This is a genomic window from Pectobacterium versatile, assembly GCF_003932035.1.
In the GTDB taxonomy this organism is placed as follows: Bacteria; Pseudomonadota; Gammaproteobacteria; order Enterobacterales; family Enterobacteriaceae; genus Pectobacterium; species Pectobacterium versatile.
Genome location: NZ_CP034276.1, coordinates 2,554,356 through 2,571,092, shown reverse-complemented (window position 1 = coordinate 2,571,092; position 16,737 = coordinate 2,554,356). Strand labels below are relative to the sequence as shown.

General features: G+C 50.6%; 15 protein-coding genes. 7 read left to right on the top strand and 8 right to left on the bottom strand.

The features are described 5' to 3' along the window. Window positions 1-5: 5 nt before the first annotated feature. From EIP93_RS11660 to kdsA, 3 genes are all read left to right on the top strand, one after another. Window positions 6-407 carry a SirB2 family protein gene (locus tag EIP93_RS11660; protein ID WP_103860656.1) on the top strand — a complete coding sequence of 134 codons (402 nt, stop codon included), beginning with the start codon at window positions 6-8 and terminating at the stop codon, window positions 405-407. 2 nt (window positions 408-409) lie between these two features. Then, window positions 410-1,219, top strand: coding sequence for an invasion regulator SirB1 (gene sirB1, locus EIP93_RS11655; protein WP_010304662.1), 810 nt, complete (start codon window positions 410-412; stop codon window positions 1,217-1,219). Window positions 1,220-1,295: 76 nt separating this feature from the next. After that, the gene (kdsA, locus tag EIP93_RS11650; RefSeq protein ID WP_039480687.1) at window positions 1,296-2,150 is read left to right on the top strand and encodes a 3-deoxy-8-phosphooctulonate synthase; all 855 of its coding nucleotides are present in this window, start codon (window positions 1,296-1,298) and stop codon (window positions 2,148-2,150) included. 178 nt (window positions 2,151-2,328) lie between these two features. Here kdsA and ydgH read toward each other — a convergent pair whose 3' ends face one another. Next, window positions 2,329-3,282 (bottom strand): DUF1471 family protein YdgH, encoded by a 954-nt coding sequence (gene ydgH, locus EIP93_RS11645; protein WP_040033295.1) that lies wholly within the window; start codon window positions 3,280-3,282, stop codon window positions 2,329-2,331. A 580-nt stretch (window positions 3,283-3,862) separates the two neighbouring features. On the opposite strand from ydgH, the gene pntA reads away from it, so the two are divergent. After that, window positions 3,863-5,392 (top strand): Re/Si-specific NAD(P)(+) transhydrogenase subunit alpha, encoded by a 1,530-nt coding sequence (gene pntA, locus EIP93_RS11640; RefSeq protein WP_107332874.1) that lies wholly within the window; start codon window positions 3,863-3,865, stop codon window positions 5,390-5,392. Between the two features lie 10 nt (window positions 5,393-5,402). Then, entirely contained in the window at window positions 5,403-6,791 is a 1,389-nt protein-coding gene (gene pntB / locus EIP93_RS11635; RefSeq protein ID WP_103860658.1) for a Re/Si-specific NAD(P)(+) transhydrogenase subunit beta, read from the top strand. 140 nt (window positions 6,792-6,931) lie between these two features. Here pntB and uspE read toward each other — a convergent pair whose 3' ends face one another. The 3 genes from uspE to ogt form a co-directional block, all read right to left on the bottom strand. Then, window positions 6,932-7,882 (bottom strand): universal stress protein UspE, encoded by a 951-nt coding sequence (gene uspE / locus EIP93_RS11630; RefSeq protein ID WP_103940299.1) that lies wholly within the window; start codon window positions 7,880-7,882, stop codon window positions 6,932-6,934. Between the two features lie 190 nt (window positions 7,883-8,072). Then, window positions 8,073-8,819: a fumarate/nitrate reduction transcriptional regulator Fnr gene (gene fnr / locus EIP93_RS11625; protein WP_005968491.1), complete on the bottom strand. Its 747-nt coding sequence runs from the start codon at window positions 8,817-8,819 to the stop codon at window positions 8,073-8,075. 282 nt (window positions 8,820-9,101) lie between these two features. Further along, on the bottom strand, window positions 9,102-9,638 hold the full coding sequence (gene ogt / locus EIP93_RS11620; RefSeq protein WP_125232728.1) for a methylated-DNA--[protein]-cysteine S-methyltransferase: 537 nt from the start codon (window positions 9,636-9,638) through the stop codon (window positions 9,102-9,104). Window positions 9,639-10,144: 506 nt separating this feature from the next. Here ogt and EIP93_RS11615 point away from each other — a divergent pair. Then, complete coding sequence (locus tag EIP93_RS11615; RefSeq protein ID WP_116362119.1) at window positions 10,145-11,440, top strand: Gfo/Idh/MocA family oxidoreductase; 1,296 nt, start codon at window positions 10,145-10,147, stop codon at window positions 11,438-11,440. A gap of 110 nt (window positions 11,441-11,550) precedes the next feature. Continuing rightward, a complete protein-coding gene (locus tag EIP93_RS11610) occupies window positions 11,551-12,870 on the top strand; it encodes an ABC transporter substrate-binding protein (RefSeq protein ID WP_103972071.1) in 1,320 nt (439 codons plus the stop codon). Window positions 12,871-12,944: 74 nt separating this feature from the next. Here the strand turns inward: EIP93_RS11610 and sodC are convergent, their stop codons facing one another. Genes sodC through EIP93_RS11590 form a run of 4 tightly spaced genes read right to left on the bottom strand, consistent with a single transcriptional unit; the run spans window position 12,945 to window position 16,736 of the window. Next, the gene (gene sodC, locus EIP93_RS11605; protein ID WP_103940303.1) at window positions 12,945-13,469 is read right to left on the bottom strand and encodes a superoxide dismutase family protein; all 525 of its coding nucleotides are present in this window, start codon (window positions 13,467-13,469) and stop codon (window positions 12,945-12,947) included. Window positions 13,470-13,523: 54 nt separating this feature from the next. Beyond that, window positions 13,524-14,753, bottom strand: a complete 1,230-nt coding sequence (locus EIP93_RS11600; RefSeq protein ID WP_125232727.1) for an SAM-dependent methyltransferase — start codon at window positions 14,751-14,753, stop codon at window positions 13,524-13,526. Then, window positions 14,750-15,475, bottom strand: coding sequence for a DUF1365 domain-containing protein (locus EIP93_RS11595; RefSeq protein WP_119158678.1), 726 nt, complete (start codon window positions 15,473-15,475; stop codon window positions 14,750-14,752). Before EIP93_RS11595 ends, EIP93_RS11600 begins: the two co-directional genes overlap by 4 nt. After that, the gene (locus EIP93_RS11590; protein WP_125232726.1) at window positions 15,468-16,736 is read right to left on the bottom strand and encodes an NAD(P)/FAD-dependent oxidoreductase; all 1,269 of its coding nucleotides are present in this window, start codon (window positions 16,734-16,736) and stop codon (window positions 15,468-15,470) included. The genes EIP93_RS11595 and EIP93_RS11590 overlap by 8 nt, the downstream gene beginning before the upstream one ends. Between the last annotated feature and the right edge of the window lies 1 nt (window position 16,737).

The following is a 16,737-nucleotide window of genomic DNA, read 5'->3' as shown; positions in this document are numbered from 1 at the left end:
GAGCAATGGACGTGATAACTCTTTACCCAGCCACGATATATCTGCATCTGGCAACGGTTGGTATCAGTATTTCCCTGTTTGTGATTCGTTTTTTTTGGCTGTGCCAGCAATCCGCTATGCTGCAACAGCGCTGGGTGAAAATCCTGCCGCATATTAACGACACCTTGTTATTAATCAGCGGTATTGGTTTAATCGTTCTCAGCCATACGTATCCGTTTACTCCCGAGCAAAGCTGGCTGACGGAAAAACTGTTTGGCGTTATCATTTATATCCTTCTTGGCGCTATCGCCTTGGGGAAACGCCCCCGTAGTCAGAACGTTCGCTGGCTGGCGTTTGTATCTGCTTTAATATGCTTTGGTGTGGTCGTGCTGTTGGCACTGACGCAGTCACCGTTGCTGATGGAATAATTATGAGTGCTATTGCTGATTTTGAATTCAACCAGTCACTGCTAAGTGACGGTGTCGTGTTGGTTTCACAGGCGATTCGCCGCGACTTTCCCGCTCAGGATGTGCGGCAAAATCTGCAACAGCTGGTTGAGAGCGCCCGAGCCGCTATTCCTGACGGTCTTGAGCAAGATCTTCAGCTTGAAAAACTGATTGAGCTGTTTTATCACACCTGGGGATTCGGTGGTGCGGGCGGCGTTTATCGCCTCTCTGATGCGCTGTGGCTGGATCAGGTGCTTGAATCTCGTCAGGGCCTGCCCGTGTCGCTGGGTATCATCTTTCTGCATATCGCCAATGAACTCGGTCTGCCGCTGATGCCGGTGATTTTCCCGACGCAGTTGATTCTGCGCGCTGACTGGCTTGATGAAGAGATGTGGCTGATCAATCCGCTAAATGGCGATACGCTGAGCGAGCATGTGCTGGAAGTGTGGCTTAAAGGTAATATTGGCCCGTCAACTCGCCTGCTGGATGAAGATCTGGATGAAGCCGAGAATGTCCTGATCGTGCGTAAGATGCTCGACACGCTGAAAGTCGCCCTGATGGAAGAGAAACAGATGGAGCTGGCGCTGAGAGCCAGCGAAGCGGTGCTGCAGTTTGACCCGGATGATCCCTATGAAATCCGCGATCGCGGCCTGATTTATGCTCAACTGGATTGCGACCATATTGCGCTGTCCGATCTCAACTATTTCGTTGAACAGTGCCCGGAAGATCCGGTGAGTGAAATGATAAAAGTGCAGATTCACTCGATAGAGCAGAAACAGATTGTCTTGCATTAAAAAAAACGGTCTTACATTAAGAAACCGTTTTGCAGTAATGCTACGTTAATTTATTTCCCGACATGAAGGTAAAAGTATGACGAATAAAGTGGTCAAGATAGGGGATATCCCAGTCGCCAACGATCTGCCTTTTGTGCTGTTTGGCGGCATGAATGTTCTTGAATCACGCGATCTGGCGATGCGCATTTGTGAGCATTACGTCACGGTCACGCAGAAGTTGGGCATTCCTTACGTGTTCAAGGCGTCATTCGATAAGGCTAACCGCTCCTCGATTCACTCTTACCGCGGTCCCGGTCTGGAAGAAGGGATGAAAATCTTCCAGGAACTGAAACAGACCTTTGGCGTAAAAATTATCACTGACGTGCATGAATCGCATCAGGCACAGCCTGTTGCCGATGTGGTTGATGTGATCCAGCTTCCTGCGTTTTTGGCACGCCAAACCGATCTTGTGGAAGCGATGGCGAAAACCGGTGCGGTAATCAACGTGAAAAAACCGCAGTTCGTCAGCCCGGGGCAAATGGGTAACATCGTCGATAAATTTATCGAAGGTGGCAACGATCAGGTGATTCTGTGCGATCGCGGTAGCAACTTCGGTTACGACAATCTGGTTGTCGATATGCTGGGTTTCAATGTCATGAAGCACGCGTCCAACGGTGCGCCAGTGATTTTTGACGTGACGCATGCGTTGCAGTGCCGCGACCCGTTTGGTGCGGCGTCTGGTGGCCGTCGTGGACAGGTCACTGAACTGGCGCGTGCCGGTATGGCCGTCGGTCTGGCGGGGCTATTCATTGAAGCTCATCCGGATCCTGCGAATGCGAAGTGTGATGGCCCGTCTGCGCTGCCGCTGGATAAGCTGGAACCGTTCCTGCAACAGATCAAAGCGATTGACGATCTGGTGAAAAACTTCCCAGAACTGGATACCAGCAAGTAACCATACTCACAGTAGATTACTTGCTGACGTAAAAAACGTAGGGAACGTTTTTCAACGTCGCTTGCGACGACCAGCAGAGTGGCGGGCAGGAAGCTCGTCATAAAAAAACCCGCGATATCGCGGGTTTTTGTGTTTATAACGTTCGGCGTTTTCTACGACACAGACAGCATGATGACTGTTATTTATAAAGATCGGCGCTGATCGTGAGGTTGTTGCCTTTACCTTCCCACTGTCTGGTGATGTGGTAGTACTTGGCACCTTTCTCGCCCGCGCGTTTAGCAACGGCTTCGGACACCTGTGTCATGTTGGTGTAGTTGCCGCGGAATTTAACCGAATCGAAAGGCACCATCTGCGCTGCCGTGGCGTTGTTCAGTTCCTGAATTTGGGTGCCATCAGATAATGTTACCGTGTAACGCCCACCTTTTGACGATTGTGTTTCGAAGAAATTACCTACGTTGCGGCTAGGGCTGCCGGAGTTGGCGACACCTGGGATTTCCACTTTAGCAGCTTCTGCACCACCTGCAGCCAACGCGGCGCGGCCTGCATCAGAATCCGCTGGAATCACGTCCGTGCTCTGGGTCTGGCGCTTCGGCGCATCGGCTTTATAAATGTATGCAGTGACTTTCTGGTTGGCACTATTCGAGTTCACATCGACCTGACGGACGATGTAGAACGAATCGGCATTTTTCTCTTTTGCTGCTTTCGCAATGGCGTCATTTACGTCCGGCTGACTACGGAAAAATCCACCAACGGTTACCGTGTCATACGGTTCCAGCCCGTAAGCCACATCTTTCGGCAGCTCTTTCACGCCGTAGAATGTGCGGAATTGGGTGTCTTGATTCGCTTTTGGTGCATCTTTGCGATACAGGTCGACCGTAACATTCCAGTTGCCGCTCGAATTAGCGTCATCCATCGCTTGTACATAAAACGACTCTGCACCCAGCTTGTCGGCGCGTTTTGAGGCTGCGGCTACCGCTTCATTGATCGCGTTAAAACGTCCTTTAAACGTAATTCGTTCAAAGGGTTGCAGGGATTCTGCCTGCTCAGGCGTAAGTTCCTGTGCAGCCTGCGCTGAAAATGCCGAGAGTGATAACAACAATGTGGATGCAATAACAGTAGTCTTCAGCTTCATAAAAAATCCTTTCGCCTTCCTGCCACTCGAATTATTTAAGGTATAGCAATCAACCTGTAACGGAATAGGGCTGATTATCGCACGGAATAAATTCTTGTGCTTTAGCATTTTCAGCGGGCTAAAAAGCCGTGATACTTCGGCTTGGAACAAGAAAAGTGCTAATAATAACGGTTAATGATTGTTTTGACATCATAAGGGATATTTATACAAATTATCGCATTAACAACCTTGTAACACATCGTTTTTGTGAAACATCCCAGAAAAATACTTCTGTAATAATGCTACAAAAGGCAGAGAAGACCATGATTTTCGACCAAGAAAGGCTGACAGAACCTGTGATAACTCGGCTTTTCTGTGAAATTCATTTTATTTATGGATCATCGATCACATTTTCAGTACGTTATAAATGAATTCGCCTACAGTGAGACGCCTCAAAAAACGTGTGGTAAGAAGATGATAAGACCCTCTTCCTACCGCGTGAATGTGGGGTTACAGGGTGCAGTAGGTCTCGGCGAATTCGTATAACAGAATAGGGTGAGAATAATAACCTTCGTTAAAAATAAGCGAAAAGGGTATCAGCATGCGTATTGGTGTACCAAGAGAGCGGTTGGCCAATGAAGCCCGTGTAGCAGCGACGCCGAAAACGGTTGAACAGCTGCTGAAACTGGGTTTTACGGTCTCGATAGAACGTGAAGCGGGAAAACTGGCAAGTTTTGATGATGCGGCATTCGAAGAAGTCGGTGCGTCGATTGTTGACAGTTCGGAAGTCTGGCAAGCCGATATCGTCCTGAAGGTGAATGCGCCGCAGGATGATGAAATCGAACTGACCCGCGCGGGCAGTACGGTTGTCAGCTTTATCTGGCCAGCGCAGAACCCAGAGCTGCTGGCGAAGCTGGCTGCCCGTCAGGTGACGGTGATGGCGATGGATTCCGTCCCGCGTATTTCGCGCGCGCAGTCACTTGATGCGCTCAGCTCGATGGCCAACATCGCGGGTTACCGTGCCATCGTTGAAGCCGCACACGAATTTGGCCGCTTCTTTACCGGACAGATTACCGCTGCAGGTAAGGTTCCGCCTGCCAAGGTTATGATTATCGGTGCAGGCGTGGCCGGTTTGGCCGCGATCGGTGCCGCAGGTAGTTTAGGCGCTATCGTTCGTGCTTTTGATACCCGCCCTGAAGTAAAAGAGCAGGTTAAGAGCATGGGGGCTGAGTTCCTCGAACTCGACTTTGAAGAAGAAGCGGGTAGCGGCGACGGCTATGCTAAAGTCATGTCCGAAGCCTTTATCAAAGCGGAAATGGAACTGTTTGCCGCTCAGGCAAAAGAAGTCGACATTATCGTCACTACAGCCCTGATCCCTGGAAAACCGGCGCCACGTCTGATCACCAAAGAAATGGTGCTGAGCATGAAGCCCGGCAGCGTGATTGTCGATTTAGCGGCGCAAACGGGCGGGAACTGCGAACTGACCGTAGCCGATCGCGTCACCGTGACGGAAAACGGCGTCAAAATTATCGGTTACACCGATTTGCCTAGCCGTCTGCCGACACAATCTTCACAGCTTTACGGCACGAACCTAGTTAACCTGCTGAAATTACTCTGCAAAGAGAAAAATGGCGAAATCGACGTCGATTTTGACGATACCGTGATTCGCGGTGTGACCGTCATTAAAGAAGGTGAAATTACCTGGCCAGCACCGCCGATTCAGGTTTCTGCACAGCCACAGCAGGCAAAACCTGCCGCTGCGGTGGTGAAGGAAGCTGCCAAACCGACGTCGCCATGGAAGAAATATGCGTTCCTCGTAATCGCTATCCTGCTGTTTGGCTGGCTGGCCGATGTCGCGCCTAAAGAGTTCTTGTCTCACTTTACCGTTTTTGCGCTGTCCTGCGTGGTGGGCTATTACGTTGTCTGGAATGTCAGCCACGCATTGCACACGCCATTAATGTCAGTCACTAACGCAATATCAGGCATTATCGTTGTCGGAGCATTGTTGCAGATCGGCCACGGCGGATGGGTGTCGTTCTTCTCGTTCATTGCCGTATTGATCGCCAGCATCAATATTTTCGGTGGTTTCACCGTGACTCAGCGCATGCTGAAAATGTTCCGTAAAAACTAAGGGGTAACACATGTCTGGTGGATTAGTAACTGCTGCATACATTGTTGCCGCAATTCTCTTTATTTTCAGTTTGGCTGGGTTGTCCAAGCACGAAACGTCGCAACAAGGAAACATCTTTGGTATCAGCGGTATGGCGCTTGCGCTGATCGCGACGATTCTGGGACCGGATTCTGGCAACGTGGGTTGGATTATCGTCGCGATGGCGATCGGTGGATCAATCGGTATTTATCTGGCGCGTAAGGTTGAAATGACCGAAATGCCAGAACTGGTCGCGATTCTTCACAGCTTTGTGGGCTTGGCTGCGGTATTAGTTGGCTTTAATAGCTTCCTCGACCACGGTGAAATTACCGATCCGGTGATGGTTAACATCCATTTAACGGAAGTCTTCCTGGGTATCTTCATCGGTGCTGTGACCTTCACGGGCTCGGTCATCGCGTTCGGTAAACTGCGTGGCAATATCTCCTCCAAGCCATTGATGCTGCCTCATCGCCATAAAATGAATCTGGCGGCGCTGGTTGTGTCCTTCCTGCTGTTGCTGGTTTTCGTCAATACGGGCAGCGTAGCGTTGCAGGTACTGGCGCTGATTCTGATGACAGCGATTGCACTGGTATTTGGCTGGCACCTGGTTGCATCGATTGGCGGTGCGGACATGCCAGTCGTCGTTTCTATGCTGAACTCCTACTCTGGTTGGGCGGCAGCGGCAGCGGGCTTCATGCTGAGCAATGACCTGCTGATCGTGACCGGTGCTCTGGTGGGTTCTTCTGGTGCGATTCTGTCTTACATCATGTGTAAAGCGATGAACCGTTCCTTTATCAGCGTGATTGCCGGTGGTTTTGGTACAGATGGCGTTTCCTCTAGTGAGAGTGAAGAGGTGGGTGAATACCGTGAGGCTTCAGCGGAAGACGTGGCTGATTTACTCAAGAACTCAACTTCAGTCATCATCACACCGGGATACGGTATGGCCGTCGCGCAGGCGCAGTACCCTGTGCATGACATCACCGCAAAACTGCGTGCGCGTGGCATCAACGTTCGCTTTGGTATTCACCCAGTCGCAGGGCGTCTACCAGGTCATATGAACGTGCTGTTGGCTGAAGCAAAAGTCCCTTACGACATCGTGTTGGAAATGGATGAAATTAATGACGATTTCACCGATACCGATACTGTACTGGTCATTGGCGCGAATGACACCGTTAACCCAGCGGCGCAAGAAGATCCACACAGCCCAATCGCTGGTATGCCAGTGCTGGAAGTGTGGAAAGCGCAGAATGTCATCGTGTTCAAGCGTTCCATGAATACCGGTTACGCTGGCGTACAGAACCCGTTGTTCTTTAAAGAGAACACGCAGATGCTGTTTGGCGATGCCAAAGACAGCGTTGAGGCGATTCTGAAAGCACTGTAAGCGTGACTGGAAGTAGAAAACGAAAGGGGCGATTTCGCCCCTTTTTTACATCTCAAATATAGCGATACGTGGCATCGCCAAAAAATAATGCCAGCGTTGAGGCTGGCATTATTTGGTGCTGAGCGAGATGAAACGAGCAATCAGCTGTTACCGCTCTCTTCTAACGTAATCGGTGACACGAAATCATCGGGTTTGATCGCAAGTAAATCGCACTTCAAGTGATCGATCACATGCTCGACGGTATTGCCGATAAAGGCAGCGGAAAGGCCGGTTCTACCCAGCGAGCCTAACACCACGACGCCCGCCTGCAAATGCTCCGCCAGATCGGGAATCACTTCTTCCGGCAACCCTTTTTCTACGTGCGTCACGCGTTCATCCAGACTGAACTTCTGCCGTAAGGATTTCATGGCGATAAGGTGCTGGCCTCGAATCGCATCGTTGTAGACGCTGGGATCGAAATCAGGCAGTTCAATGGCGATATTGATGGGGGTAACGGGGTAGGCTCCGACCAGATGAACCTCGGTCTGATCAACCTGCTGCGCCAGCTCCAGCGTTTCCGATACCAGTTTGATATTGAGTGGGTCGTGATAAGGGTCTTCGCTAGCCAGATTGACAGCAACCAGCGCACGGCCTTCGACTGGCCAAGGCTGATCTTTCACCATCCACACGGGGCAGGGGCATTTGCGCAGTAGCTGCCAGTCGGTTGGCGTAAAGATAACCGCTTCCAGCCGATCGTGCTGATGTGCCATTTTCAACAACAGGTCATGTTGTCCGGAAATGACTTCCCGAATAATGGCTTCAAAAGGCTTATTGTGCCACACCACTTTGATTTCTATCGAAACGCCAGCGTCAAGGTAGTATTTGCACTGTTCCGCAATCCACTCGGTCCGTTGTTGAATAACGCCCTGACGCATTTCCACCCGCTCATCGGGAGAAAGCAGGGTTGTCATTTCATAAGAGAAATCATAAATCGGCAGAAATGCCTTGATACGGCCGCCAAGTCGCTGAACCAGGTAAACCGCCCGACGCAGCGCTGGTTGGTCATCCTGATTTGGGTCAATAGCTACCAGTAAGTTCTGATACTTTGCCATAGCTCCTCCAAACAGCTGTTACTCCACAGCCTGTCATTCAAGAGTACCGCAATGGAATCGTTTTGGACAACAGAGATAAGCCGCAGAATAACAAAATAGGAAATATCACGGATGGGGCGGAAAAGAGAGGATAAAATTGACGTTGCCACAGTAAAAAAAGCGGCAACGTCAAATGGTTAGGCTGGAAAGATTATTTTCGCGAGGAACCGGCTAATTCGGAAAGCGCATCAATATTCTCGATCGTGATGTATTTTCCTTTTACCGCCAGCGTACCGCTTTTCTGGAAACGCCCCAGTAGACGGCTGATGGTTTCAACGGTTAGCCCCAGATAGTTGCCGATATCACCGCGCGTCATGGTCAGACGGAACTCACGCGGCGAGAAGCCACGCTGAGCGAAACGACGGGAAAGGTTGTAGACAAACGCTGCCAGACGCTCTTCAGCGTTCTTCTTCGACAGCAGCAGAATCATGTCCTGATCGCCACGGATTTCACCGCTCATCAGGCGCATCATCTGCTGACGCAGGTTAGGCATTTTCCCGGAGAGATCGTCCAGCGTCTCGAAAGGAATTTCGCAGACCATTGACGTTTCCAGCGCCTGCGCAAAGCTCGGATGTTGAGCCGTACCGATAGCATCAAAGCCCACCAAGTCACCCGCCAGATGAAAACCAGTGATCTGCTCGTCGCCTTGTTCCGTGATGGTATAGCTTTTTATCGTCCCGGAGCGGATGGCGTAGAGCGATCTCAGTTCATCGCCAGCCTTAAACAGCGCCTGCCCCTTCTGGATAGGCTTCTTCCTTTCAATGATGTTGTCGAGCTGATCGAGCTCGTGTTCATTCAGGGTGAAAGGGATGCATAGCTGACTGATACTGCAATCCTGACAGTGGATTGCACAACCGCCAGACTGGATGCGTCGGATAATTCGCTTTTCCGGGATCATAGGCTTTGCTCAGGCAATAATTGATATTGGTCAATTTTAACAGCTTTTATCGGCTCTGATAAGACCGGTAATCACCGGAATAGACCAATAAATAGTGAACTAACTATAATTTTTCGATTTTTCTGGGAAATATTTCGATATATAAGACCTGTGCGGAGATAATATTTTCGTCCATTACGTTACTGAACGGTTAACACGTTGATTAATCCGAATCGCTCACGATGATCAGCAATTCGGAGGGCAATTTCGTGTGTCGCGAAGCGCAAAAATTATAACGGTAAACTATTCTGTTGAAGTAAAGAGCTGTTTAGGTAAATAACCTTCGTGAGCGAGCAGCCACTGCTTACGGTGAATGCCACCCGCATAGCCCGTCAGCGCACCGCCAGTACCGATGACACGATGGCAGGGAACCACGATGCTGACAGGGTTGGAGCCGTTTGCCATACCGACCGCACGCGCTGCGCCAGTGCGCCCCAGTAGCGTTGCAAGTTCGCCGTATGTGGTAATTTCTCCGCAGGGGATTCGACGTAATTCCCGCCAGACCTGCTGTTGAAATTCGGTCCCTACGGAAGCGACGGGCAGCGTATCAATAATCGCTAATTCACCATCAAAATAGCGTTGCAGGCCGTCTGTCAGACCACCGGGATTATGACGCGATTGTAACGAAAAGGGATCATTTCGATAACTGCGATTGAGTGAGCGAAATAAATCGTCTTCATACTCGCGCCACTCGACGGCACGCAAATGATTATTTTCATCCGCAATAATCAATAACTCCCCGAGCGGAGTTGCCATAGTGTCCTGAAAAAAAGTCTGCATAGTGATTCCTTACGCGCTTATCGCTTTCTTGCTTCTCTCATGAGTGACGTGCCGATTATCCGGCATCCTCAGACGGATTGAAAATAAAGTTTGAATGTGACGATCGGTACCACGTTAGAACGAATCCCATCGACGTACGAACCCTTAAGAGAGGCAATGCACACCCAACGTGAGGTATGAAGATTTGACTCGTCTAACATTATCAATAAAATCAATCATTAATATGATAAACGATTGATTTGTATTTATGAGAACTGGAGCATGCCAATCTTCATCCTACTGCCAGATAACACCATCGCATGGCAATAATATGAAGGTGAACGATGTTGGGATGTTCTATTTTTTTATGGCAAAGGCATAAGCGTGTGGGTATGGCTTGTCATAGTCCAAATCACTCTACCAGCCGCTTAATCGATATGTGCCAGTCAATCCGGTGAACGTTTTAGCGTCCTGTTTTTATGTACGAATAGCTATGTGTCCTACGTTATTTGGAGGAAATGCGCAGAATGAAAAAAAAATATGCCGTAGTGGGAACGGGAGGCCGCGCGGGCCTTTATCTGGAGTCGATCGCCAGGGATTATCAGGATCAGGGGCAGTTTGTGGCTTTTTGCGATACAAACCAGACGCGAATGAATTACGCCAACCAGATTGTCCATAAATATGGACACGATAATGTGCCGACGTACCGCGCCGAACAGTTCGAGCAGATGATCGCGGAAACCAAGCCGGATGTGGTTATTGTGACGTCTCTGGATCGGACGCATCATCACTATATTATCCGGGCAATGGAATTAGGCTGTGATGTCATCAGTGAAAAGCCGATGACGATTGATGAAGAAAAATGTCAGGCGATTATTGATGCAATTAATCGTACCGGCCGTAAATTACGCGTGACCTTTAATTACCGCTACGCACCGCATCACAGCAAAGTCCGTGAATTAATTGCCGCTGGCGTGATTGGTGAAGTCTATTCTGTTCACTTTGAGTGGCTGCTGAATACCGAGCACGGGGCGGATTATTTCCGTCGCTGGCACCGTGACAAACGCAATAGCGGCGGGCTGTTGGTACACAAATCCACACACCATTTTGATCTGGTGAATTTCTGGCTGAATAGCGAACCGGAAACGGTCTATGCGCAGGGCGATTTACGTTTTTACGGTAAAGCGAATGCGGAAGCGCGCGGTGTCACAGAATTTTATTCCCGGTCACATAATAGCGAGGCGGCAGAAAACGATCCGTTTGCACTGCATATGAATAAAAGCGAACAGCTGACCGCCTTATATTTAGATGCCGAACATGAAGATGGCTATTACCGTGATAAAAGCGTGTTCGATGACGGGATTAATATTGAAGATGTGTTGGGTGTGATGGTGCGCTATAAGAGCAAAGCCATCATGACGTACTCATTAAATGCCTATTTGCCCTGGGAAGGGCTGAACGTGGTGTTTAATGGCAGCAAGGGCCGGTTAGAAATGAAACTGGTAGAAAAATCTTATGTAAACGGAGGCGGACAAAAAGAGGATGAAGGTGCGCTGAATGAATGTGAAATAAAGATCTATCCGATGTTCGACGAGCCTTATGTCGTACCGGTTGAATTTAAAGCGGGCGGACACGGCGGCGGCGATCAGGTCATGTTAAACGATCTGTTTGGTACACCGGAACCCGATCCATTACATCGCGCAGCAGATTATCGTGATGGGGCAATGTCTATTTTAACTGGCATCGCTGCCAATCGATCATTACGCACCGAACTGCCAGTGAAAATAAGCGAACTGGCCGTTAACCTGAAAAGAGGGAATTAATCAGAGTACCTGCCATTTCAGGCAGCAAACGCTTCCGCATCCGTAGTACCTGTTTGCCCCTAAAAGGGCAGCAGGTGGAAACCACCGAATACTATTATAAGGGTTCTATTATGGCGAAAACACGGAACAAATTATCTCACCTACTCCTGCTCTGTGCTGCGCTTCCCGTGGGCGCGGCATTCTCTCACTCTGCTGATGCCGCCGAGATCCGGATCTCCTGGTGGGGTGGCAACCAGCGGCATGAGGCGACACTCGCTGCTATTAACGCGTTCCAAAAAGCCAACCCGACGATTACCGTCAAAGCCGAATATGCTGGCTGGGACGGCTACCTTTCCCGCTTGTCAACGCAGATGGCTGGGGGACAAGAGCCTGATGTCATTCGTATCGACTGGAACTGGCTGCCGCAGTTTTCCCGCAACGGCGACGGCTTTTATGATTTGAATAAGCAAAAAGACATTCTGGGGCTGGGAGATTTTTCGCCTAATGCCCTGAAAACGGCGGACGTAAAAGGGAAGCTGCAAGGTCTCCCGATTTCTATGACGTCCCGTAGCATGATTTACAACAAAACCACCTGGGATAAAGCAGGTGTCGCCTATCCGCAAACCTGGGATGAGCTGTTTGCCGCCGGCCCGGTGTTTAAACAAAAACTGGGCGACAATTATTACCCGCTTGGCGTTGCTCAAGGTTCAAGCGATGTGCTGGATATTCTGACGCTCGGCCGTAGTTACCTAGCACAAAAATATGGCATTGATATGATCGATGAGAAGAAGCAGAGCATTGCCTATAGCCGCGATCAAGTACGGGAACTCTTCGGTTTTTATAAAAAGCTGGTTGATTCCCATGTGATACCCGATCAGCGCTATTTCTCCTCGTTCGGCCGCACTAACGTCTATGAAATTCGCCCTTGGATTAACGGCGAATTAGCTGGGATGTATTTATGGGATTCTGCTATCTATACCTACTCCAGCAATATGCCAAAGGATGCCGTGTTGGAAACGGGGCCGTTCCTCACCATGCCCAATGCTAAAGATTCTGGGCTGACCACCAAACCGTCTTCGCTGTTTGCCATCAGCAAGAACAGCAAGCATCCTAAGGAAGCGGCGATGCTGATGAGTTTCATGCTGAGTAACCCGGAGGGCGTGAAGGCATTAGGATTGCAAAATGGGATGCCTGCTAACCCGAAAGCGCAAAAATTGCTGGAAGATATCGGCGTGATTAACCCCGGTAATCTGTTAGCGAATGCCTATCGGGCGGCCGCGGAGCAACCTGCGTCTAAGGTGCCTGTTTCACCGTTTATGGAAAATCAGGAACTGGTTCAACTGTGGACGAGCAGTCTGCAAAAACTGGATTACGGTAACGGAGAAGTGAATAAGGTTGCCGATGATTTCCTGAACAGCGCTAACCGTATATTAAAGCGTGCTATCCGCTAACCACAGTTGTTAATTATTAATGTGCGATGCCATGTCGCAAACGATATGGCATCGCACGTCTCGAACGTTACGCCTTACTTAATCACACCGCACGCCATCCTGGCTCCGCCACCGCCCAGTTTTGCTGGTGTGTCAGCATAGTTATCCCCGTCGACGTGAACCATCAACGCATGATTTTTTACCTCAGACAGCGATTTTATCCGTGGAGCCAACAGTGGATAAGTTGACGTGCCGTCCGCATTCACGACCAGACCGGGCAGGTCGCCCAAATGCCCCTGATCGTTATAAGGGCCAAGGTGTTTACCGGTTTTTTTCGGATCGAGGTGGCCTCCCGCCGCCAAGGCAGGAACTGGTTTGCCGTCTTGTTCTGCGGGTTCACAGCTGGCATTTTCATGCACGTGGAACCCGTGAATACCCGCTTTCAGTCCTTTCAGACTCGACGTGAAAAGCAGGCCGTACGGCGTTTCCGTAATGGATACCTCACCGATACTTCCACCTGTGCCCGTTGGCAGCGCTTCATTCAGCGTCACCGTGGTGCTTGCCGCGAAGGTGGAACAGGAAAAGAACACGCCTGTCAGGATAAGTGCCTTCAGTTTCATTGTCTTTTGCCTCTTAGGGGTTGAGTGTAAAGGTTCAGTTGCGATGCTTTTTGCTCATGGCCTTTCTGCGGTGAGCTGTACCGTGCTGATGGTGCGTGCGCGAAAACCCGCTTCACAATAGCAAAGGTAAAACACCCACAGGCGCTGGAAAGGTTCATCAAAACCCTGAGCATTCAGCATATGCCACTGCTGATAAAAGCGCTGCCGCCATTCGCTGAGGGTGCGGGCATAGTCCTGACCGATATCAAACAGATCGCGGGTGATAAAATCGGTATGCCGCGTCATGGTGGTCGTCATCGCGGTAATTGAGGGCAGAAAACCGCCGGGAAAAATGTAGCGTTGGATAAAATCGACATTGCGGCAGTAGTGGCTGTAACGCTGGTCGGCAATCGTGATCGCCTGAAGCACCATGCGGCCTTGTGGACGCAGCAATTGCTGGCAGCGTTTGAAGAAGGTGGGTAAATAGGCTTTTCCGACGGCTTCGATCATTTCGACCGACACCAGCTTGTCATACTGACCGGTCAACGCGCGGTAATCCTGTAACAGCACGGTCACTTTATGGCTCAGGCCTGCTTGCTGAATGCGCTCAACCGCGTAGTCATACTGCTGTTGTGACAACGTGGTCGTGGTGACGTGACAGCCATATTCACGCGCGGCCAGTTCGGCTAATCCCCCCCAGCCGGTGCCAATTTCCAGTAAATGATCCGTTTCACAGAGCGCCAACTGTTTGCAGAGACGGCGCAACTTGGCGCGCTGTGCGTCTTCCAACGTCATTTCGGGTTGCTGATACCAGGCACTAGAGTAGAGCATCTCGCTATCGAGAAAGCTGCGATAAAAATGGTTGCCCAGATCGTAGTGAGCGGCGATATTTTTCTGCGCCTGCTGTGGGCGGTTACGGCGGCACCAGTGGATAAACCGGTGAAATGGCCCCGTCAACCAGCCAAAACGCGTTTCAAGCGTATCGATTAGCGCCTGATTTTGCGCCAAAAGCTGGAGAACGAGCGTGAGGTTGGTTGAGCTCCAATCACCATCGATATAGCTTTCGCCGGCAGCGATACTTCCCCCCAGCAAGACACGGCGATAAACGCGGTGGTTATGTATCGTGATTTCACCTTGCAGCGTCGCGTGTTGATCCCCGAATAACGTTTCATTGCCTTCTGGTTCGCGAAGGCGCAACCCTCCGCCGCCTATTCGACTAAGCAGAAGAAACACCACTTTTCTGGCCCGATTATAGCGAGCGGTATTGCTCGGGTGACGCACCAACTGTGTTTCCGTTGAACTCATGGGGTGTCCTTCTTTCCAGACTGCGGATGAGGATAAACGGGCGAGCGTTTAATCCACAGTTTCAAAGCCTGCCAATATATGGTGCAGGCGGTTTTCATCGTCATTAACGGCAGAGACCAAAGCTGAGCACGCAGGGTGGCGCGAGTAAGTGGCTGACGATGCAGCACCAGCGTCGCATCAAACTCGCGTCCTTGTCTGTGATTCTCGATTTGGATCCTCAGACGCGCGTCGGGCGGCGTGAGTCGCCAGTGATACACCATATCCATCGGGTTAAAAGGCGACACATGAAACGCTTTGGAAACAGGCGTAGAACCATCGGGGACGACAGCATAGGTATGACGTTCGTTCCAGGGGGTATTACGCACTTCTGCCAATAACCAGCGTAGTTCGTTATGCTCATCGTACAAATAATAGAAATTGACCGGATTGAAATAACAGCCCAGATAGCGTAGCTGACACAGCAGCAAGACCTTCCCCGTGAGGCGTTCCCCAGTCAGTTCCGCAATCCGATCCTGCGCTTTGGTTTTGATGTCGCCGCCACCGAGGTAATCGCCGCGACAAAATGACGCAGGGGAAAAGCGCTCCAGCGCAATCCCCACATGCGGCAAGGCGGGGATCTCATCTAAATCGATTAACGTCATGAATAACGCATAATCGAAACGATGTGTGACGGGCATGAAGCGTCGGTGGCGAACCTTGCCAACATACAAGGCGCTATTCATCTTGCACACTCTGATGGAGGAGGTTGACGACATCCAGCGCGCTTTTGACACCATCTTCATGAAAACCGTTGTACCAATAGGCACCACAAAACCAACTGCGGTTGTGCCCATTAATACGTTCACGCTGCTGCTGGTACTCTGTCGTCTGTTGAGTAAACACGGGGTGATGATAAATTGCGTGGTGCAGTATTTTATTCGGGTCAATATCCTGCTGGGGGTTTAGCGAGACACAGAAGGTGGTGGATGAACGAATACCTTGCAGGATGTTCATGTTATAGGTCACGGAGGCCCGCACGCGGCTAAACGCCTGATCGACCGGCAGACGGTAATTCCAGCTTGCCCACGCTCGCTGATTATGGGGAAGAAGTCGGGTGTCGGTATGCAAAACCACGCGGTTAGGCTGATAGCGTATGCCGCCGAGGATACGCTGCTCATCGGGCGTACTCGTTTCCAGCAGCGCCAGTGCCTGATCGGAGTGGCAGGCGAAAATCACCTGATCGAACCGATACGTCTGCCCGGTGGTATGCACCGTAGCACCTGCATCATCGCGTGTTACCTGACTGACGGGCGTCTGGATGTGGATCGTCGCCCGATCGTGGATGCGTTCTGCGATTCGCCGCACGTACTCCCGTGAACCACCGGGAACCACCATCCATTGCGGGCGATTGACCAAATCCAGTAACCCGTGATGGTTGAAGAAGGTCAGGAAAAGCGACAGCGGAAAATGCCGCATATCCTCAAGCGACGACGACCAGATTGCTGCGCCCATCGGCAAAAGATAGTGCTGGGCAAAGAACGGCGAGAATTTTTCCTGCTGCAACAAATGGCTTAGCGTCAGCCTCTGATAATCGTCGTTGGCAAGATACCGTTTGCAGACGCGGTTAAAGCGCACAATCTCCGCAACGAAACGATAGAAACTGGGGCGGATCAGGTTGCCGCGCTGGGCGAATAGCGTATTTAACGTATGGCCGTTATATTCCAGACCCGAAACTGGATTGCTAACCGAAAAGCTCATTTCTGTCGGCTGACCGGTTAACCCCAGCTCATCCAGCAGCGCAATAAAATGGGGATAGGTCCGCTCGTTGTAGACAATAAATCCCGTATCGATGGCGTAGGGGACGCCATCCTGAACGACATCAATCGTTGCCGTGTGACCACCCAGATAATCGTTCGCCTCAAACACCGACACCTGAAAGCGATCGGATAATCTGAGCGCGCAGGTTAAGCCAGCAATACCGCTACCAATAATGGCAATCTTCATA